This is a genomic window from Chitinophaga sp. SYP-B3965 (assembly GCF_009647655.1).
Taxonomy (GTDB): Bacteria; Bacteroidota; Bacteroidia; order Chitinophagales; family Chitinophagaceae; genus Chitinophaga.
The window spans coordinates 2,426,508-2,444,137 of record NZ_WJFD01000001.1; the positions used below are offsets into that span (position 1 = coordinate 2,426,508).

General features: G+C 43.5%; 21 protein-coding genes. 9 read left to right on the forward strand and 12 right to left on the reverse strand.

Features of this window, described 5'->3' with window-relative positions; translation table 11 throughout:
• Positions 1–8: 8 nt before the first annotated feature.
• Both GFS24_RS09305 and GFS24_RS09310 read right to left on the reverse strand, forming a co-directional pair.
• Complete coding sequence (locus GFS24_RS09305; RefSeq protein ID WP_216647379.1) at positions 9–1,196, reverse strand: glycoside hydrolase family 2 TIM barrel-domain containing protein; 1,188 nt, start codon at positions 1,194–1,196, stop codon at positions 9–11.
• Between the two features lie 121 nt (positions 1,197–1,317).
• A complete protein-coding gene (locus GFS24_RS09310; protein ID WP_253906422.1) occupies positions 1,318–1,671 on the reverse strand; it encodes a helix-turn-helix domain-containing protein in 354 nt (117 codons plus the stop codon).
• Positions 1,672–1,691: 20 nt separating this feature from the next.
• On the opposite strand from GFS24_RS09310, the gene GFS24_RS09315 reads away from it, so the two are divergent.
• Complete coding sequence (locus tag GFS24_RS09315) at positions 1,692–2,594, forward strand: ClpXP adapter SpxH family protein (protein ID WP_153659292.1); 903 nt, start codon at positions 1,692–1,694, stop codon at positions 2,592–2,594.
• Between the two features lie 113 nt (positions 2,595–2,707).
• Here the strand turns inward: GFS24_RS09315 and GFS24_RS09320 are convergent, their stop codons facing one another.
• Both GFS24_RS09320 and GFS24_RS09325 read right to left on the reverse strand, forming a co-directional pair.
• A complete protein-coding gene (locus tag GFS24_RS09320) occupies positions 2,708–3,235 on the reverse strand; it encodes a flavodoxin domain-containing protein (protein ID WP_153659293.1) in 528 nt (175 codons plus the stop codon).
• Between the two features lie 10 nt (positions 3,236–3,245).
• Complete coding sequence (locus GFS24_RS09325; protein WP_153659294.1) at positions 3,246–4,082, reverse strand: universal stress protein; 837 nt, start codon at positions 4,080–4,082, stop codon at positions 3,246–3,248.
• A 144-nt stretch (positions 4,083–4,226) separates the two neighbouring features.
• On the opposite strand from GFS24_RS09325, the gene GFS24_RS09330 reads away from it, so the two are divergent.
• Positions 4,227–4,745, forward strand: coding sequence for a hypothetical protein (locus tag GFS24_RS09330; protein WP_153659295.1), 519 nt, complete (start codon positions 4,227–4,229; stop codon positions 4,743–4,745).
• 3 nt (positions 4,746–4,748) lie between these two features.
• On the opposite strand, the gene GFS24_RS09335 is transcribed toward GFS24_RS09330, so the two are convergent.
• Genes GFS24_RS09335 through GFS24_RS09345 form a run of 3 tightly spaced genes read right to left on the reverse strand, consistent with a single transcriptional unit; the run spans position 4,749 to position 6,885 of the window.
• Complete coding sequence (locus GFS24_RS09335; RefSeq protein WP_153659296.1) at positions 4,749–5,765, reverse strand: hypothetical protein; 1,017 nt, start codon at positions 5,763–5,765, stop codon at positions 4,749–4,751.
• Positions 5,766–5,795: 30 nt separating this feature from the next.
• A complete protein-coding gene (locus GFS24_RS09340) occupies positions 5,796–6,248 on the reverse strand; it encodes a DUF2267 domain-containing protein (protein ID WP_153659297.1) in 453 nt (150 codons plus the stop codon).
• Between the two features lie 34 nt (positions 6,249–6,282).
• A complete protein-coding gene (locus GFS24_RS09345; RefSeq protein WP_153659298.1) occupies positions 6,283–6,885 on the reverse strand; it encodes a hypothetical protein in 603 nt (200 codons plus the stop codon).
• 163 nt (positions 6,886–7,048) lie between these two features.
• Between GFS24_RS09345 and GFS24_RS09350 the strand changes: the two genes are divergently transcribed.
• Both GFS24_RS09350 and GFS24_RS09355 read left to right on the forward strand, forming a co-directional pair.
• The gene (locus GFS24_RS09350) at positions 7,049–7,285 is read left to right on the forward strand and encodes a hypothetical protein (RefSeq protein ID WP_153659299.1); all 237 of its coding nucleotides are present in this window, start codon (positions 7,049–7,051) and stop codon (positions 7,283–7,285) included.
• A 34-nt stretch (positions 7,286–7,319) separates the two neighbouring features.
• Positions 7,320–7,517, forward strand: coding sequence for a DUF2892 domain-containing protein (locus GFS24_RS09355; protein WP_253906423.1), 198 nt, complete (start codon positions 7,320–7,322; stop codon positions 7,515–7,517).
• 120 nt (positions 7,518–7,637) lie between these two features.
• Here the strand turns inward: GFS24_RS09355 and GFS24_RS09360 are convergent, their stop codons facing one another.
• Together GFS24_RS09360 and GFS24_RS09365 are read right to left on the reverse strand one after the other, a co-directional pair.
• A complete protein-coding gene (locus GFS24_RS09360) occupies positions 7,638–8,471 on the reverse strand; it encodes a hypothetical protein (RefSeq protein ID WP_153659301.1) in 834 nt (277 codons plus the stop codon).
• 60 nt (positions 8,472–8,531) lie between these two features.
• Positions 8,532–8,984 carry an Hsp20/alpha crystallin family protein gene (locus tag GFS24_RS09365; RefSeq protein WP_153659302.1) on the reverse strand — a complete coding sequence of 151 codons (453 nt, stop codon included), beginning with the start codon at positions 8,982–8,984 and terminating at the stop codon, positions 8,532–8,534.
• 200 nt (positions 8,985–9,184) lie between these two features.
• Here GFS24_RS09365 and GFS24_RS09370 point away from each other — a divergent pair, with 200 nt between their 5' ends.
• Both GFS24_RS09370 and GFS24_RS09375 read left to right on the forward strand, forming a co-directional pair.
• On the forward strand, positions 9,185–10,024 hold the full coding sequence (locus GFS24_RS09370; protein WP_153659303.1) for a universal stress protein: 840 nt from the start codon (positions 9,185–9,187) through the stop codon (positions 10,022–10,024).
• A gap of 11 nt (positions 10,025–10,035) precedes the next feature.
• Positions 10,036–10,689, forward strand: a complete 654-nt coding sequence (locus GFS24_RS09375; RefSeq protein WP_153659304.1) for a BON domain-containing protein — start codon at positions 10,036–10,038, stop codon at positions 10,687–10,689.
• Here GFS24_RS09375 and GFS24_RS09380 read toward each other — a convergent pair.
• Both GFS24_RS09380 and GFS24_RS09385 read right to left on the reverse strand, forming a co-directional pair.
• Positions 10,686–13,220, reverse strand: a complete 2,535-nt coding sequence (locus tag GFS24_RS09380) for a cation-translocating P-type ATPase (RefSeq protein ID WP_153659305.1) — start codon at positions 13,218–13,220, stop codon at positions 10,686–10,688. The two genes, GFS24_RS09375 and GFS24_RS09380, sit on opposite strands and share 4 nt — an antisense overlap.
• A gap of 11 nt (positions 13,221–13,231) precedes the next feature.
• Entirely contained in the window at positions 13,232–13,633 is a 402-nt protein-coding gene (locus GFS24_RS09385) for a hypothetical protein (RefSeq protein ID WP_153659306.1), read from the reverse strand.
• A gap of 133 nt (positions 13,634–13,766) precedes the next feature.
• Here GFS24_RS09385 and GFS24_RS09390 point away from each other — a divergent pair, with 133 nt between their 5' ends.
• From GFS24_RS09390 to GFS24_RS09400, 3 genes are read left to right on the forward strand one after another with little or no spacing between them, the layout of a single operon-like run.
• Entirely contained in the window at positions 13,767–14,534 is a 768-nt protein-coding gene (locus GFS24_RS09390) for a TIGR00730 family Rossman fold protein (RefSeq protein WP_153659307.1), read from the forward strand.
• A 28-nt stretch (positions 14,535–14,562) separates the two neighbouring features.
• Entirely contained in the window at positions 14,563–16,170 is a 1,608-nt protein-coding gene (locus GFS24_RS09395; RefSeq protein ID WP_253906424.1) for a PAS domain-containing sensor histidine kinase, read from the forward strand.
• Complete coding sequence (locus GFS24_RS09400; RefSeq protein WP_153659308.1) at positions 16,148–17,203, forward strand: response regulator; 1,056 nt, start codon at positions 16,148–16,150, stop codon at positions 17,201–17,203. Before GFS24_RS09395 ends, GFS24_RS09400 begins: the two co-directional genes overlap by 23 nt.
• Here GFS24_RS09400 and GFS24_RS09405 read toward each other — a convergent pair.
• Positions 17,200–17,580, reverse strand: a complete 381-nt coding sequence (locus GFS24_RS09405) for a hypothetical protein (RefSeq protein WP_153659309.1) — start codon at positions 17,578–17,580, stop codon at positions 17,200–17,202. The two genes, GFS24_RS09400 and GFS24_RS09405, sit on opposite strands and share 4 nt — an antisense overlap.
• Positions 17,581–17,630: the final 50 nt, after the last annotated feature.

A 17,630-nucleotide genomic window follows, 5' to 3' on the forward strand; every position in this document is an offset into this window, starting at 1 on the left:
TACGGTATTTATTTTTGAGAGGGAATTCCGACAAAAAAAGGAATGTTACCCGTGGCTACCTTATTCCTGCCATTACTCACATACAAAAACAACCTGTAAGCACCTGCTTTTTCAGGAGCTTTCAGGGTACACCCTTTTTGGTTGGCCGTTATCAGGCCTGGCATGGCTTGTGGCCTTGATTCACGGTCACCGCCATTCTTCAGATCCGTACTTTCGGGTAATAGTTCCCAACGGGAGGTAAGGCCCTGGCCCTTTATGTAAATATTCACCGGGTAGGTTTTGCCCGGTTGCAGGTAAATAAAATTAGTGGCACGTTTCCCATCCAGCGTTAATGAATCCAGATGAGGGGCACGATCATCCGGCCATTTGCCCGTCCACAGATATTGCATCACGTCTATTACTTCTGATTCTTCTCCCGCTTCCGTAAACAACCCATACCAGGTAGGTGTGCGTTCCTGCTTTTGCCCCCACAGGAACACATAGGATCCCAGGCAATTTTGGTCTACTTTGATCGACGCCTCATAACGTTTCCTGTAAACTTCCGCCTTTTCACTGCTGGTTTCCTCTATGGCTGCTTTCCAGGGGGTGATCGTACTTTCCCAATGACCAGTTGGGCCCCATTCAGTGACGATATACGCTTTTTTCCATCCGACATTTACTATCTGTTCCGGGACTTTCGCTAACCCACCATACACCTGTACAGCTAACAAGTCAAGATCCGGGCATCTCGCAATTACATTCTTTACTACTCCCGGGTTTACTCCCGCAAGCATGGTTGTAACAGGGTGATAAGGATCTTCCTGATGGATCATTTTAGCAATATCGTTTACAGCATCCCATACTTTAGGATTTTTGTAGTCGAGATTAAGTTCATTACCAATACCCCACATCAGCAAAGCCGGATGATTGCGGTATTTGATCACTTCCCTGCGAAGTTTTTCCAGTTGCTTACGAACCGCAACGGTATCATCATAGTTAAAGCCGTGCCTTTCCCGCGCTACATCCAATCCCATTGTTACCGTTAAACCAAGACTTTCCGCTTTAGCCAGATCCTGATCGCCATTATTGGAGCTCCAGGTACGCAGGGAGTTGCCGCCATACTTTGCCAGCCGGTCCAGATACCTGGTGCCACCTGCGCCCTTTATAAAATAAGGTTTGTTGTTCCTCATCAGCACAAAGCCGTTGTCCTTTTTCACAATTTCGACTTTTACGGGCTGGGCTTTCACTGACCATGCAACAGTCAATAGCAGGCATGTGGATGCGAATTTAAATAGTAGGGATCCTTTCATTAAACTAATGTACTATTTTTTGAATACCCTATTGCAAACTTTCCAACTGTCTAAACACAGGGATCAGGGCTTTTCCATTTTCGGTGAGATTGTATTCAATGTGCAGCGGTTTCTCCTTTATGATATTTTTTTGCAACAAGCCCCCTTCTTCTAACTCTCTCAGGGCCATGGACAATGTTTGTTTATTCGATCCTTCAATTTGCCGGAGTAAACTATTAAACCGCAAAGGACTATCCACAGCCAAACGAAAAATTTCGGGCTTCCATTTGCCAGACAGCAGCTTTAAAAGCGTTTGTGCAGGGCAGGTTTTATTATCCTCTATTACTTTTTTAGTAGTCATAAAAATCTGACTTATTGCAGATGCCAGCTGAGACGTTGACATTTGTGCAAAAATAACATTTTATGGCAACTAATCCTTTATTGTGTGATCCGGAAAGTGGTGTTTGCGGGATGCCGGCACTCCCTGCAGACAGCCTGCATATTAAATCAGAAAAAAAGCCCATTAAGATCGTTTACTATACTGACCCGATCTGTTCCTCCTGTTGGGGAATAGAGCCGCAGTTACGGAAACTTAAATTAGCATATGGTGATGTTATTGAAATAGAATACCGGATGGGCGGTTTGTTACCGGATTGGAGTTATAATAGTGGCGGTATTAGCAAACCCTCTGACGTTGCGCACCATTGGGATGAAGTGAGCCTTCATTACGATATGCCCATTATTGGCGATGTTTGGATAGAAGATCCCTTACCATCATCCTATCCCCCATCCATCGCTTTTAAAGCAGCACAAATGCAGGACAAGGAAAAAGCTATTTTATTTCTTCGAAAAATTAGAGAAATGGTTTTCCTGGAAAAGAAGAATATTACTAAATGGGAATACCTGGAATTAGCTGCTGGAAGTGTTGGATTGGATATGATTCAATTTAAAAAGGATTACGAAGGGAAGGCAAAGGAACTTTTTAACGAAGACTTGAAGTTGGGTAAGGAGCTGGGGGTTCGGGGGTTTCCTACAATGTTTTTCAGCGACGCATCAGGTAAGACGGAAATGGTTTATGGTTCTAAACCATATAGCGCTTATGAAGGTGCTGTGTTAAAACTTCTTCCTGAGGCAGTAAAAACTGAGTTTGATACAACCTGGGAGTATGTATTCTCTAAATATCATTCACTAACGGCAAAGGAATTTGCTGAATTGACAGGGATGGAAAGGAAGGAAAGTGAAAGGGTTTTGGACGAACTAACTGCAAACGGAAAGTTGGAAAAACTGACAACGAAGAATGGAGGAATCTGGCGGCAACATCCTTAACAGACTCCTTATCCCTGGTAATAAACTGGCGCTGGTAAAAACGGTAAAGATAGTGGCAGGGATCTTTCCGCTTGTAGCCCAAACGGCTTTTGTTGTAGCCGAAAAAAGTATATTTATGATTGCAGAACGGATTGGTGATTAAAATCAAATACCACATCATCTATCAATGCAGTGATGTTTTCACGTTTGACCTCATTATAATCTGTGGTCGAAATCGTTTCACCACTTCGCTTTGCCAGCATGCTACCTGTTTTCAATAACAATTTGTCCATCCAGCTCAGTTTTTTGAACTCCAGTTTCCCTGGTAAGAAGTAGTATTTAATTTTGCCGAGCATGTCCGGCGGAACATTGGCCTTATAATAGCCTTCCAGTTTTACTTTTTCGTTGGGTGGAGTACCTGCTACAATAAACAGGTATACTTTTTTATTGGCCATCAATACCCTGTTCTTTTCCAGCCACTCCCGCATTTGAAGTTTCCCGATATAAATGCTGCTTCCCAGGAGGAGGTAATCCGCTACGGCCAGTTGTTCCTTTGTTTCCTGGCCGGCTTTTAGAACGGCGAGGCCCAATGCATCTCCCAGCCATTCAGCATATTGCCTGGTAGCCCCGTATTTTCCTTTAAAAATGACAATGCCTTTCATCTTGCATGTTTTAAGGGTGAGTGATAAATAAAGGGATATTTATAGTCCGCAGGATACTTTCTGCATCACTGTGGCGAAAGAAACGGGACAAACCACTTCTGCCATAAGCTCCAAAAGTAACTATGCAGTCCTGCCTGCGCATCAGCAGTGTGAGGAATACAGTAGCCGGGGTCCCCGCCAATACAGTATATTTTACATGATCATAATGGTGTTCCATATATTCTTTCAGCCGTTTCTCCTGTGGCATCGTTTCTACCCCCTTTTCTGCCACATAGATCACTTTTACAGGAAGATGCCTCAGTTCGGGGAAAAGCTGGGTGAACTGTTTTATGGCATACATAGAAGAAAAGCTGCCATTATAAGCAAATAGCAGTTCTTTTACAGGAGTGATCATTTCCGGCAGTACTAATACCGGGCACTGGGCTTCCGCTAAAACATCTTTTACGAATTTTGGAGGATTGGTGTCACGCAAGGCAGCAAAGGACGTATTATTAGTTATCAATAAAAGATCAGCAAACCTGCTTTCTTCTATTACTTCTGCAACCGGTGAGCCCGTTGCCTCATGAAGGGTGATCTTAATTTCACTGTTGTCACAATTTCTATGGAAGCGCTCTACATTTTCTTTCCGCTGTTTCTCCCTCTCTTCCAGGATGCCATCATAGATCTCTTCATAACTAAATCCACCACCTTCAGGATAAGCATTGGCCAGGTATATATCCTGCCCTATAACATTCTCCAGGAAAATAGCTTTAAGATCTCCTTTGGTTTTCCCGGCTATATACCGGAAACTTTTGAGCTCTTCTTCGGAGAAGTGCGTGGCGTCAATAGCGGCAATTATCTTTTTCATGTTTATTGGAGTTTATACTGCTAAAATATAATGCTGTGCCCCGTTATACCATGACCACCCTCAAAGGATGTAATGATTGTCATCATTGTATCCGCTCCGCTTTCTTAATAGATTCAGTTATTATTTCACCTAAATCTTTTCAAAATGCGAGGCAATATATTTTCTCCTGAGTATTTGATCTCCAATGGAATAGCCGCAGTGTTGCTATTGCTTACCTTCACCCGGCCGGCAACAGCCAGGTCATTATTGTGTATCCTGTTTACCGGAGCGGCATTCTTTAATGGCATTGCCGCTTTTATGCATCCTGAATGGTATCTGTCTTATGCTGATATTGCAGCAATTCCTTCATACGAACGGATCATTAACGGAGCTTTCAGCAGGCATATCACGGCATACGTATTGACCATTGCGATAGGCCAATTGTCTATAGGGATTTTCATCGGTTCCAAGGGCTGGCTGCAAAAAACGGCCCTGGCAGGTGCTGTAGTATTTCTTCTGGCCATTAGCCCGTTGGGAGCGGGCGCCGCTTTCCCCTGTACAATTATTTTAGCGGCGGCTTGTGTGGTATTGTTGTTTAAGCATTCAAACGAAACATTGCCTGAAATATTTAACAGCAGAGTTTTAAAGCACCGCAGGCCCATTGGCTTAGCATATCCGCTTTAAAGGTTATTGGTATTGTATGTATATGGGCCGTGGGAATAGCCGTAATACTTCTTCCGGTTCCATCAGGTGTTTTCCCTCAGAAACATCATTTTTATAGAAGAGCTTGAACCCTGTGTACTCTACAGGCTGGCCGGCGATCCAGCCTTTATAGCTGTCGATCTTTTTAGCCGGGGAGCCAAAGCCATCCATATTCATAATGATCTGCACTTCCGGCTGTATTTTTATCGTTTTATAATTGGTGACCATACCCTGTGTGAACCGGTGAACAACCAATACCTTGGGCGGTAACTGGTATTGCTGAACCAGGCTGGCGAGATAATCAGATGCATAGTTGATATCGGCGGCATCAAAGGTGCCGACGGAGGTAGAGGGTACTTTCCCGTTCTTCATGGAATATTCAGGATCTATGCCCAAATGAACATAAGGAAGGCGCAGATATTTGTCCAACGCGGGGATTTCTTCCTGCAGAGTACCTAATCCCACCTGGATATCCAGGAATACGATGGCCTTTATACGCTGGGCCATCTGCAGTACTTTTTCAATTTCAGCATCCGGCATGCGCATCCTGTATTTACGGCTTGCACCGGGGCTGCTTTGTGCGGTAACAGCGATATAATGTAAGGCAGGCTGAACAGGGAATAAAGTATCCGCCTTTTCCCATTTGTTAACTTCTCCTGCAAGTTTTTCCAGCATTTCGTCCGGCGGAAGTTCTCCCAGGATGCCCATCCGGGAGGAATAGAGATTTCCATAATAAGCAACGATCCGCTTGTAAGGCAGGATTGCTCCGGGCAAGGGTCTCCCTGTTGGCACCTGCCATTTTTCGGTAGGTTTGTCATGTAGCAGATATTGGATCTGCCGTTTGTATTGATCTGCAGTATCCGGAACGGGAACCGCTATGGTATCTGCAATAGCTACTTTCCTTTCTTTTCCCACCCGGCGTGGGCTGATCTGGCTATTGTCTGGTAATGCGTTGCAGGAAATAAACAATAAACAGCAAGAGAGTAATAAGGTGATATTCATCGGGCAATGATTTAATTCCAATACAAGTATTCAGATGCGGTTGGCTATTAATGAAATAATGGACATGCGGAGTTTATGCGGCAGTTCATGCAGTATATCGCTCATTTCTCCTCCGGAAACATAGCGGAGCAGTACTTTGAAAACCGCAGCTATTGGCTGGTTAGCTGTAATCATGTTACCGAAGTCGTGTTCTGCAGGCAGGCCATCCAGGTGTAACACATCCAGTTTAAATTCTTCCCAGGTACTTGCTGTTTCCTTTTCGCAAAGTGTCCACCCATCCACATAAACGCCTTTAATCATCAAAGGAAGCTGTGAAATGAACTGGAGAGATTCTTCCGTGCTCAGGTAGTTCCTTAATGTATGCAACGTACTTCGCAAAACCCTTGCAGCACGCGATATATCCGTTCCGTCACCCAATTCTATGGCCAGTTCCTTCAGGAGTTGATTGCCCTTTATTGCGTGGTTATCGTAGTATCCAGACATTGTATTTTATTTATATGATAAAAGATAAGTGTTGTCAAAAATGCCGCTTCAGCACCTTGTGCTTAACCATACATTTAACCACCACCCGGCCATATTCATGAGAAAGTTTTTCAATCGATAAGGGATGAAAAGTGGTGGTTTGAACGGCATACAGCCTGGAGCCGCTGGCCACATCATAAAAACTGGTTTCCCAGGCGTATTTAATCCCTTCCTGGTAAAAGTCCGGTGCGTAAAGGCCAAAGTACATGGTGTTGTAATAGTCCGTCAACAGATGATAAAGACTGCCAGGCATTAAGAAACCTTCGGTTGTTTTGTTTAGCAGCACAATAGTCAGTACACCGTCTATCCCTTTTTCCCGGAATTGTTGTAAAGCATCCTTGTCCTCTGTTTTTGTGAATTGCATGGCATCAATGTTACCAAGAGATCTGATAGCATGGTATCCTAAACGTTGCAAATCTCCTGCCACATGTTCTTCCATTCTTTCCCGCATAACCGTATCAGGCATTAAACCTAATACCAGGATCGTCTTTCCCGTTTTTGCCGGTTGTGCGTCCGACCTCCAGTAACCGGTAATATTAGTTGAATAACAACTGCTCAGCAGTACAATTGGCAGCAATAAGAAGAAATAATGCTTCATAGTGATCTGTTTTGAAGTTCAGCATGAAGGTATTTCCCCTGGAACTGCTATAAAATGATGCTAATTGCCACCGGACAGATACCTATCAGGAAAAGGTCTGATAGCGATCATTGTAGTCGCTTTGATGATGGGCTAATTTCGTATCAGATTAAAAACCTGAAACATGAAAACGCAGAAATTTAACATCACGGTGCTGCGGGACGGGGAGCAGCAGATCTTCCCCGTTGAAGTTAAAATACAGGGTATTAGTGTCAGCGTTTGTGCTAACATCTATGGAAGGGAGGTTCATTTTGTGGCTGATGAACATAACGGCCTGCGGCCTGCGGCTGCGGAATGCAATCTTGATGCTGAATTACTTTACCAGGTGAGCAGGGCCATCCGGCAACAACGACCAGCTTAATCACCTTTAAATCTTTATAATTATGAAACTCAATATGAGCATTCTAGATAGGCTGGCCCGCCTTATTACGGCTTTAGTGATCGGGTTCCTGTATGTCGCAGGTATCATCTCCGGTACCTTTGGTGCAGTATTGTTTGGTATAGCCGTTGTTTTCCTCCTCACCAGCCTCCTGGGTGTTTGCCCTTTATACAGCTTATTTGGCTTTAGTACCTGCGACAACAAGCGTGATTAACTGGCTGATGAAGCTTTATGAAATATTCATTCTGCATTAACACTGTTCTGGTATCGATTATTGTTCTCCAAAATAAAGCCAGCTTTTTTAGCTGGCTTTTATTATTATATGATATTGTAACTAGCGATGTGTAATGAAAACAGGTTGAGCCATCAGGTCTATTACAGGGCCAGCGTGGCTGGGTGAGAGGAAATTGGATACCATACTCCGCCCAAACGCACCCATTACCACGAATGTTTTCTTTTGCTCAAGCAGGTATTCAACCAGGCGCATTTTTATATGCTGATCTTCCAGCACCACAATATCCGTGTCACTATAATGGGCCTGCAGCCATTCATTTAACTTATGATCATTTGCAGTGGCATTTTTACCGGGGGATGTTACATTAAGGATACATGCCTTCCTGTCTGACAGTTCAGGGAAGAGATAAGTGAATTGTTTAATGGCATATACGGAAGAAGCGCTGCCGTCAAAAGTAAAGATGATCTTATCTATACCATCAAAGGTGTAAGGTGCTATCACTACCGGGCATTCTGCTTCAGCAAACAGATCCTTTATAAAGGAAGAAGGTGCCATCTCTCTTTTGCGTATGAAAGAGGTTGCTACATCCACTATCATGAGGTCTGCGTAACGGCTTTCTGCAATTACTTCGTTAAGCGGCATGCCCACGTCCTCGTGTACGCCGTAATTGACGCCGCGGATCTCACAGGCATTTTTAAAAAGTGAGATATTGTCCACACAGTAGCTAGCTTTCACCTCCCCTACCGAAGCCCCGGGAATAGCAGAAGCGATGGCGGTTTCCCGGAGTTTTTCCGGTGTTCTCACTTCCGTCACCTCATTCTTCAGGAAAACACCGGTAAGTTTTGAATGGGTAAGATTGCAGAGGAAACAGGCAAAATCAAGATTTTGAATATCCAGTTTAACTGCGTCTGTTATATAGAGTATCTTTTCCATAAAAGGGTGTTTTAAATAGTTGCAAAGTCCTGCCATAAACAGGCAGGATTTTGCAGGTAACTAGTTAACGGAAATCTTCAAACTTTCTCCATTCGTTTTAGCATCTTCTTTCTTTTGCATTATTAGTTTCAGAACCCCTTCTTCATAAGTTGCTTCAATTTTGCTTTTATTTACCGTATCCGGCAAATTGAAACTGCGCGAGAAGCTGCTATAGTTGTATTCCTTCCGGCAGAATTTTTCTTCTTTCTTTTCGTTTTTTTCCTCCATCTCCGTGCTGATCGTAAGAACGTTGCCTTCCAGATCAATCTTAAAATCTTCCTTTTTCATACCAGGGGAAGCCATGGATAATATATAACTGTCTTTGTCCTCACTGATGTTAACAGCGGGTAAAGTCAATAAAGCCCACGAACGGCTACCAAACAGATCAGTCGTCCATTCTTTCCAGGGTTTGAAGAAATCATCAAATTCAGATGGCAAAAGGCTGCCAATCTTTGCTAATGTGTGAGATGACATAATAACCTCCTTTTTTAAATGTAAATGAATATGGAATAATCAATTTTCAATATCTAAATTAACCCCGTGTTCAGTATTGGAAAATGATGATAGACAAGGGATATAGTGATTATGGTCAGATGCTCCGGGGATCAGCCTGGTAACTGATAGCGGTCATTGCGCAGCACACTGGATTGAGGGAGATTTACTGAAAAAGCATCATGGAAAAGATCATATTAGTAGTATTTGGTGCAACACCGGCGCCCAATGCATTGGATTTTGCCTGTTACCTGTCTGGTATGGGGCGCTCCAGGCTTACGGGTTATTTCTTTGAAGACAATAAATTTGAAGATAAGCCGGTTATGAAAAGCGCCTTTGGTTTTCCTTATGTGGAAACGATCGTTGCCGGAGATATACCGGAAAGTATGGAGCAAAGAGCAAAAACAGCGCAGAATATGAAAGCCTTTATGGAGGCCTGCGAGGAAAAGGGAATACTGGCTACCGCATGTCGTAGCAAACGGTCCGACATCACTGCTATTATAGCTGAAAGCAGCTTTGCAGACCTTCTTATTATTGACGCAGCGGCCTCCTATGACAATGGACAGCAGGAGCCGCTATCTGACCTGGTAAAGGAAATACTGGCCTCAGCACAGTGTCCTGTTATTATCGCTCCTGTGGCACACCATGCTATAGAGGAAATTGTTTTTTGTTATGATGGCAGTCCTTCTTCCCTGTTTGCCATGAAACAGTTTGTATATCTTTTGCCGGATCCGGATGCTGTGAAGGCAACAGCAGTACAGGTAAATAAGTCTGAAGACATTCCGGAAGCGGAGAAGAAACGGGTAATGCAGTGGCTCAGCAGGCATTACAATTATGCAGATTTCATTGTATTAAAGGGGAACGGAGAAAATGAACTTTTAACTTATCTCCTCAAAAAGAAACACGCTATGGTTGTAATGGGCGCATACGGGAGAAATATGCTATCCCGCTTCTTCAGGCAAAGCCATGCAGACCTGTTGGTAAAGACACTTGCATATCCTCTTTTTATTACACATTACTAAAATTATTCAATATGGAAACAGATCTTCAGATACAAAAGAACGTTATGGACGAATTACAATGGGATCCTGTTCTGAATGCCTCAGAAATTGCTGTTACCGTAAAAGACGGCATCGTAACACTCAGCGGGTTCGTTAATTCATATAGCAGAAAGCTGGCGGCGGAGAATGCTGCTAAAAGGATAAAGAATGTGAGGGCCGTGGCAATAGACCTGGAAGTAAAAATGCCGGATGATGAAAAAAGAACAGATGCTGATATTGCGGCTGCCGTTTTGGAGGCCTTTAAATGGAACAGTTTTGTTCCCGAAGACGCCATGAAAGTATCAGTAGAAGATGGCTGGGTCACAATTGAAGGAGAAGTTGAATGGCAATTTCAACGCGAATCAGTATCCAGTGCCATTAAAAATCTTGTTGGTGTACATGGGATCAGGAATCTCCTGAAAGTAAAGCCTAAAGTAACTGCTATTATTATTAAGGATGTTGTCAAAAAAGCCCTGGAACGCAGTGCGGCAATTGAAGCCACCGGTGTTGACACGCTCATAGAAGGCGGCCGGATCGTTTTGAAAGGGAAAGTCCGTTCCTGGGCTGAATGGCGTGAAGTGGAAAAAGCGGTATGGGCCACTCCCGGAGTGCTGGAAGTAAAAAATGATCTGATTGTGGCGTCTTAATTTTTGGGAAGCCAGATGTCTTCTCCGGAAGGTACAATTTTCTTCTTCCGGAGAAGGGCTTTATATAGCTCAAACCAGGCTATACTCACAAACCCAACACCAAGGCAAAGCATAAATTCCGCTATGCTTAAACTGCCAAGTCCAAAGAGCCTCTTCACCTGGGGTACCAGATTGATCAATGCCAGGAATACCAGGGAAATAAAAACAACATAGGGCGCCAGATTATTTTTATACCGGAAGGTGCGCACAATGGTTTCACTGAAAGAACGGTTGGTGAATGTGAGCAATATATTACTAAACAGCAGGGTATTGAATACCATTGTCCTGGTCATTTCAAGAGATGACTGTTGCATGAAATAATAATAAAGCCCCAGTGTACCCGCAGTGATCATCAAACCTTGCAGTAAAGTGATCAGCAGTTCATTCAAACGGAACAAACTCCCGGCGTTCCGCTGCTCCCGGGCATCTGTATTGGTGGCTTCCACCGGTTCTCTTTCAAAGAATATGGAACAGGTTGGCCCCATGATCAGTTCCAGGAAAATGATATGGATCGGCGTGAAAATAACCGGGTATTTCCAACCGGATAACATGGGAAGAATGGCGGTGAGGATGATCGGTATGTGGATGGAAATGATATAGCGCACCGCCTTTTTCAGGTTACTGTATATTTTCCGGCCCTGATGAATAGCCTCCGTAATTTTCCGAAGGTTATCATCGATGATCACAAGGTCCGCAGCCAACCGGGCTATTTCAGTTCCCCTTTTTCCCATGGCAATTCCTATATGTGCCGCTTTGAGCGCGGGGCCGTCATTTACCCCATCCCCGGTCATTCCGGTTATTTCACCATTTGCCTTAAGCGCATTGATCACTCTTAATTTCGCTTCAGGAAACATGCGGGCATACACCACTATCCGGTTGACGATATTTTGAAGCGCAGCATCATTAAGCGGCATTATTTCATCTCCTGTAATTGAATTGTGGTAATTGCGTATGCCAGTTTTTGCAGCAATATGCATAGCCGTTTCCAGGTGATCTCCGGTGATAAGCTTTATGGTAATACCGGCATCATAGATCTCTTTAATAGCAATACCTGCATCTGCTTTTGGCGGGTCATAAAGACTCAGGAAACCCTGAAATTGCCAGTTGAACTGGTCCTGCTTTTGCGGAAAAGGCTCGTTTTTATTTAAAACTGCAGCAGCGATGCCCAATACCCTGTATCCACCGGCAGTCATGCTCTTTATCTGTGCGAGCATTTTTTGGGTGGTTACGGGATCTAAGCCGCATATTTTTATGATCCTTTCCGGCGCTCCTTTCCCGGCTATGATAAATTCATTGGGTTCAGCATATACATGTGTCATCATCGGAGGGCGCCCTTCTAAAGGATATTCATGCACCATTTCAGGTATGATAGGATGTAATGGGGTTTGTTCTTCGTATGCCTGCAGGATAGCTTTTTCCATACTGTCAAAAGGCTGGTGCTCACTGGCCAGTGATGCGAAATGTAAGATCTGGCATTGGGCGGGCAGTGGTTGTTTTTCCAGATCTGTCAACTGGCCGCTGAGATGATCATAGATCATCATCACTTTCATGCTGTTTTCAGTAATAGTACCAGTCTTATCAAGGCAAAGGACACTCATGGCTCCCAGGTTTTCTATTACCTGCGGTTTACGGGAAATAATTCCGCGTTTAGACATATAATATGCGCCCAGTGCCATAAAGGAGGAGAAAGCTACGGGGATCTCCTCCGGAATAGCTGCCATTGCCAGTGTAAGCCCCAGTAATATACTGCCTGCCACATCATGAGTTTTTACCAGATTCATTACACAAATGATCACAAACCCTAATCCTCCGAATAATGCCAGCTTACCCACAGCCCGGTTTATCTGTTGCTGAAGCAGGGTTTCTGAAGTCTCCGGCTGGCCGATGGCCTTGCCTAGTTTACCTAACGCAGTTTGATTGCCAATAGCCGTTACTTTTATAATGCATTTTCCGGTATCAATAGTAGTGCCCTGGAAAATCACTGCATCTGCATCTTTAATAACCGGCAATGCTTCTCCGGTCATAATGGATTCATTTATGGTAAGATCATTGGCGGAGAGGACAGATCCATCTGCAGGTATCTGGTCCCCTTCACTCAACAGTACAACATCACCGGGTACAAGCTCCTCAGTAGCTATCTGTTTTTCCTTTTCATCCCGGATCACAGTTGCCTTTGGCGCTGTATATTGGCGGAGTGCAGCGAGTGCACGGTTGCTTTTCATTTCCTGGTACATGGAAATGGCTACTATCAGCATCATGGCGCCAAGCATCATCAGCCCTTCCGTAACATTTCCCAGGAGAAAATAGAGTAAGCAGGCAACAAGTAAAAGCAGGAACATGGGTTCCTTTATTATGCCGGTCAGAAACACAGGTAACACGCCGCGTTTCCGCACCTGGAAAATATTTTTACCGAACTGCTTTTGCAGCAGTGGAATATCGGCCTCCTGAAGACCTTTATATTTTACAGGGGTTGTACTTTTTGTTTCTTTCATAAACTCATTTATCAATCTTCTTCTACCCTTTCTTCCGGGAACTGGAATATTTCCTTTTCAGCACGCTTCCCCGATTCATTCAATTGCTGCAGGGTCCAGCTGTCCGTTTGTGTGGTGGCAAGCCACAGGCCCCCGGAACGGCGTAATACCTGTACGTTCAGCCCTATTATATGCCGGAAATCGTATTCCACTTCGGCAGCAGTACGGGAACCGTCAATATCCACCCATCCAAAAGGATGCATTATCCTGATATCATCAATAGCGGTCTCAGGTGGCAATTTTTCTCCGGGAGGGGACGCTTCGCCCGGTTCATGAGGCTGGCGGTAAAATTCCAGCGCAAGGAATGGATATACATCCCTGAACTCAAGCTGTATACCGGCTATTGTTGCGTCTTCGCTGATATAAATTTCCATAAGAAAGATTTTAAGCTGGTACAATTCTACGTTTGTTACACCTGCACGGCAATGAGTGATATCAGTCAGATCTGTGACAGTCGTCATTCATCAGCGGGCAAAACTGGCGGAACTTGACCTAAATTTTACGGGCATGTATACATCTTCTATCGGGCGGGAAACAACACCAGTCAGTAAAGGATTTCCGGATCAGGAAGAGAAATATTTCCTTGAAGGGCCCCGCTCAAGAGCCAGGGAATTTTTCTTTGTTGTAAATATACTGCTGGAATTTATACGGGGCTTCAGGGTGTTCCACTTTGTAGGGCCCTGCATCGCCGTATTTGGTTCGGCAAGAGCACAACCAGGATCTCCCTATTATGAATCTGCCAGGAAAATGGGTGCAGGCATCGCAAAACTGGGGTTTGCCGTTATGACCGGCGGCGGACCAGGCATCATGGAGGCTGCCAACAGGGGTGCCAAAGAAGCCGGGGGAAGATCTGTAGGTTGTAACATTCTTCTGCCCAAAGAGCAACACCCCAATGTTTGGCTGGACAGCTATTTTAGCTGCCGGTATTTCTTTGTGCGGAAGGTGCTTATGTTTAAATACTCCTATGGATTTGTCATTATGCCTGGAGGAATAGGTACACTTGATGAGTTTTTTGAAGCCCTTACCCTGATTCAAACGCATAAAATCCTTAACTTCCCTGTTGTTCTGATGGATAAAAGGTTCTGGGAACCTATAATGCCCTTATTTCACAAGATGTTAGAAGAATATATGGTGGAACCGGAGGTATTAAAATATATGCTGTTTACTGATTCTCATGATGAGGCACTTTCTCATATAAAACAGTTTGCTATAACCAATTATCGTATCAAGCGTAAAAAGATATTTAAAAAATTCCTCTTATTAGGAGAATCATAAATTCACTACCACTGATCCCTGAAAAATCATGAACTTACCACTGATCAACCTGGACATCAATTTTCAGCTATCCATCTTTTCGGCAATTATGCAGCGGGTGCCAGGGCTGGTGGCGGTGAAAGAGGTAGAAAGCGGCAAGTTGCTCTATATCAACGAAACCGGCATGGATATGCTGGGATCTGACGATTATGCCATTTTGGAAGAACTGTTGCGCCAGCAGCACCTGGGAGCAACAAATACCAAACAAACACCAGTTGATACCAATCCGGAGGAAAGGCAATGGTATAATCATGCGGGCAAAGCATTCTCCGGTCTTTATGAGGAGATCAGATTAAAACATGCCAATAAGGATTATTGTTTCATCCGGATCTCCAACCTTCTTTCAGACAGGCTGCATCAACAGCGGATCAATAAAGAACTCCAGCGGTTTGGTGCCCTGTTCGATTATGCCAGCATCGGCATCCTGGTTACCAATAAGGAAGGGCAGATCGTTTTGATCAATGATTTTGCATTAGAACAGTTTGGATATGAACGGGAGGAATTGCTGATGCAGAAGATAGAGATCCTTACACCTCCACGTATTCATCACAGGCACGTAGGGCATCGTGAGCGTTATAACGACAATCCGCAGAGCCGGCCAATGGGTATAGGTTTGGATCTGTTTGCCGTAAAAAAGGACGGTACAGAATTCCCGGTAGAAATAAGCCTAAGTTATTATCAGAATGAGGAGGGCGCTTTCGTGATCGCTTATGTAAATAATATTACAGAAAGGAAGAAATCGGAAGAGAAGATTGAAAAGCTGAATAATGAACTGGAACAAATGGTGGAAGAGCGTACCCAACAGCTCAGAAATGCCCTGGAAGAACTGGAAGCTTCCAAAGCGGAACTGACCGTGGCTTTTGACAAAGAAAGGGAACTCAGCGAGTTGAAGTCCCGTTTTGTTTCTATGGCCTCTCATGAATTCCGTACACCGCTAAGTACCATCCTTTCATCTGTTTTTCTGTTGAAACAATATGAAGGAGAAGATGACCAACCCAAGCGGAATAAGCATATCCAGCGTATTGTAAACTCGGTGACACTGCTCACGGATATATTAAACGACTTTTTATCTGTCGGAAAGATCGAAGAAGGTAAGATACAGATCCGAAATAGTAATTTTGATGTACGGGAGCATGTAGGAAACGTGATACAGGAAATGCAGGGTGTTATAAAGGCGAGCCAGGATATTGCATATCAGCATGCCGGAAGACCGGAAGTTTTTTTGGATCCTTCTTTACTGAAGCATATTGTGATGAACCTTTTAGGCAACGCCATCAAGTTCTCCAATGATGATGGCGTTATTTCCATTTATACAGCATCCGAAAAGGAACAATTTAAACTGGTTGTAAAGGATAATGGCATAGGCATGTCCCAGGAAGACCAGCAGCATCTGTTTGAAAGGTTTTATCGCGGTGCCAATGTAAGCAATATACAGGGTACCGGCTTAGGATTGAGCATTGTCAGCAAATATGCAGAGTTAATGAACGGACAGATATCCTGCGAAAGCGAGTTAGAAAAAGGCACAACATTCACCATTATATTTACATTAGATAATCAAACTGATAACTTTAATCATGAAGTCAATCCTGTTAATTGAAGACAATCCTGATATCCTGGATAATACTGCGGAGATACTTAACCTGGCAGGTTATAAAGTATATACAGCAGGAAATGGTAAGATTGGGGTAGAGCAGGCCATTGAGCATAAACCGGACCTGGTGGTATGTGACATTATGATGCCTGTACTGGACGGTTTCGGTGTTCTGCACATGATGCAACGGAATGAGGAGCTGCAGGATATCCCTTTTATTTTCCTTACTGCCAAAACGGAACGGACGGATTTCAGAAAAGGAATGGAAATGGGGGCTGATGATTACATTACCAAACCATTCAGTGGCACAGACCTGCTGCATGCTATTGAGAGAAGGTTAAAAAAATCATCTCTTAAAAAGCAAACATTCCCATCCACCCCCCAGGGTTTGAATAAATTGTTGTATGAGGCAACGGGCAAAGAATCTTTAAGATTATTGGCTGAAGGCAGGAATACGGACAAGTTCAAGAAAAAGCAATTCATTTATACTGAAGGCAATCATCCCGGAAGGCTTTATTTTATACTAAAGGGGAAAATAAAGACTTTTAAAAGAAATGATGATGGTAAAGAATTAGTAGTTGATCTGTATAATGAGGGAGATTTCCTGGGTTATATCGCTTTATTGGAGGGAACTGTATACAGAGAAACGGCTGAAGCCATGGATGAATGTGAGATAGCTATTATTCCAAGAGATGAATTTGAAGATCTGCTTCATAATAACCGTGATGTTGCTACTCAGTTCATTCGTATGATGGCGGGAAATATTGCCGCAAAGGAACAACAATTACTTGGCCTGGCTTACAATTCCCTTCGTAAGAAGGTAGCCGAAGCGCTGATCAACCTGTATAGAAAATACAATAAATCCGGATCGGAATTCCTTATAGATATCAGCCGTGACAACCTGGCCGCCATTGCCGGCACCGCAACGGAATCCCTTATTCGTACGCTTGGTGATTTCCGGGAGGAAAAACTGATTGAAATTAAGGACGGCTGCATCATTATACTTAATGAAAAGAAACTGTCAAATCTGCTGTATTAGCCTGTATTATCTATCAAAAAATTATTAAAATCACCGGCTACTTTTCCAAATTTCTCCCGGAGGATGATCATTTTTACTTCCAGCCTCCGTTGATAATCTCTTATGTTTTTCAATTGTTGAATACTGGATTGGCCGGGGTTCTGAAGTAAGTGCAATTGCTCCCTTACCTCATGCCTTAGCAGGTTTAGCTGTTCATCCATTTTAAGGAACATGTTCTGAAAATATTCTGATCTTTCTATCTGATCCTTATAAATATTATTCGCAAGTAAATTTGCGAGAATAATTTTAAAGTGAATATTCTCACTTTCCAGATCCTTTATTTCCTGTTTCCACATTTCATTTTCTGTTATGGAAGTAACGAGGTTGGCAGTTCTCATTCTATCTAATATTTACCTGCAAAATAAATCGGTTAAAATGTCTATATAAT

What these genes read in the sequence shown, in the direction of transcription:
- GFS24_RS09330 (WP_153659295.1), top strand. Translation starts at nt 4,227, where the DNA reads ATGCGAGGCAATATATTTTCTCCTGAGTATTTGATCTCCAATGGAATA.
- GFS24_RS09315 (WP_153659292.1), top strand. Translation starts at nt 1,692, where the DNA reads ATGGCAACTAATCCTTTATTGTGTGATCCGGAAAGTGGTGTTTGCGGG.
- GFS24_RS09340 (WP_153659297.1), bottom strand. Translation starts at nt 6,248, where the DNA reads ATGTCTGGATACTACGATAACCACGCAATAAAGGGCAATCAACTCCTG.
- GFS24_RS09405 (WP_153659309.1), bottom strand. Translation starts at nt 17,580, where the DNA reads ATGAGAACTGCCAACCTCGTTACTTCCATAACAGAAAATGAAATGTGG.
- GFS24_RS09360 (WP_153659301.1), bottom strand. Translation starts at nt 8,471, where the DNA reads ATGGAAAAGATACTCTATATAACAGACGCAGTTAAACTGGATATTCAA.
- GFS24_RS09365 (WP_153659302.1), bottom strand. Translation starts at nt 8,984, where the DNA reads ATGTCATCTCACACATTAGCAAAGATTGGCAGCCTTTTGCCATCTGAA.
- GFS24_RS09320 (WP_153659293.1), bottom strand. Translation starts at nt 3,235, where the DNA reads ATGAAAGGCATTGTCATTTTTAAAGGAAAATACGGGGCTACCAGGCAA.
- GFS24_RS09335 (WP_153659296.1), bottom strand. Translation starts at nt 5,765, where the DNA reads ATGAATATCACCTTATTACTCTCTTGCTGTTTATTGTTTATTTCCTGC.
- GFS24_RS09310 (WP_253906422.1), bottom strand. Translation starts at nt 1,671, where the DNA reads ATGTCAACGTCTCAGCTGGCATCTGCAATAAGTCAGATTTTTATGACT.
- GFS24_RS09380 (WP_153659305.1), bottom strand. Translation starts at nt 13,220, where the DNA reads ATGAAAGAAACAAAAAGTACAACCCCTGTAAAATATAAAGGTCTTCAG.
- GFS24_RS09385 (WP_153659306.1), bottom strand. Translation starts at nt 13,633, where the DNA reads ATGGAAATTTATATCAGCGAAGACGCAACAATAGCCGGTATACAGCTT.
- GFS24_RS09345 (WP_153659298.1), bottom strand. Translation starts at nt 6,885, where the DNA reads ATGAAGCATTATTTCTTCTTATTGCTGCCAATTGTACTGCTGAGCAGT.
- GFS24_RS09400 (WP_153659308.1), top strand. Translation starts at nt 16,148, where the DNA reads ATGAAGTCAATCCTGTTAATTGAAGACAATCCTGATATCCTGGATAAT.
- GFS24_RS09325 (WP_153659294.1), bottom strand. Translation starts at nt 4,082, where the DNA reads ATGAAAAAGATAATTGCCGCTATTGACGCCACGCACTTCTCCGAAGAA.
- GFS24_RS09395 (WP_253906424.1), top strand. Translation starts at nt 14,563, where the DNA reads ATGAACTTACCACTGATCAACCTGGACATCAATTTTCAGCTATCCATC.
- GFS24_RS09390 (WP_153659307.1), top strand. Translation starts at nt 13,767, where the DNA reads ATGTATACATCTTCTATCGGGCGGGAAACAACACCAGTCAGTAAAGGA.
- GFS24_RS09370 (WP_153659303.1), top strand. Translation starts at nt 9,185, where the DNA reads ATGGAAAAGATCATATTAGTAGTATTTGGTGCAACACCGGCGCCCAAT.
- GFS24_RS09350 (WP_153659299.1), top strand. Translation starts at nt 7,049, where the DNA reads ATGAAAACGCAGAAATTTAACATCACGGTGCTGCGGGACGGGGAGCAG.
- GFS24_RS09375 (WP_153659304.1), top strand. Translation starts at nt 10,036, where the DNA reads ATGGAAACAGATCTTCAGATACAAAAGAACGTTATGGACGAATTACAA.
- GFS24_RS09355 (WP_253906423.1), top strand. Translation starts at nt 7,320, where the DNA reads ATGAGCATTCTAGATAGGCTGGCCCGCCTTATTACGGCTTTAGTGATC.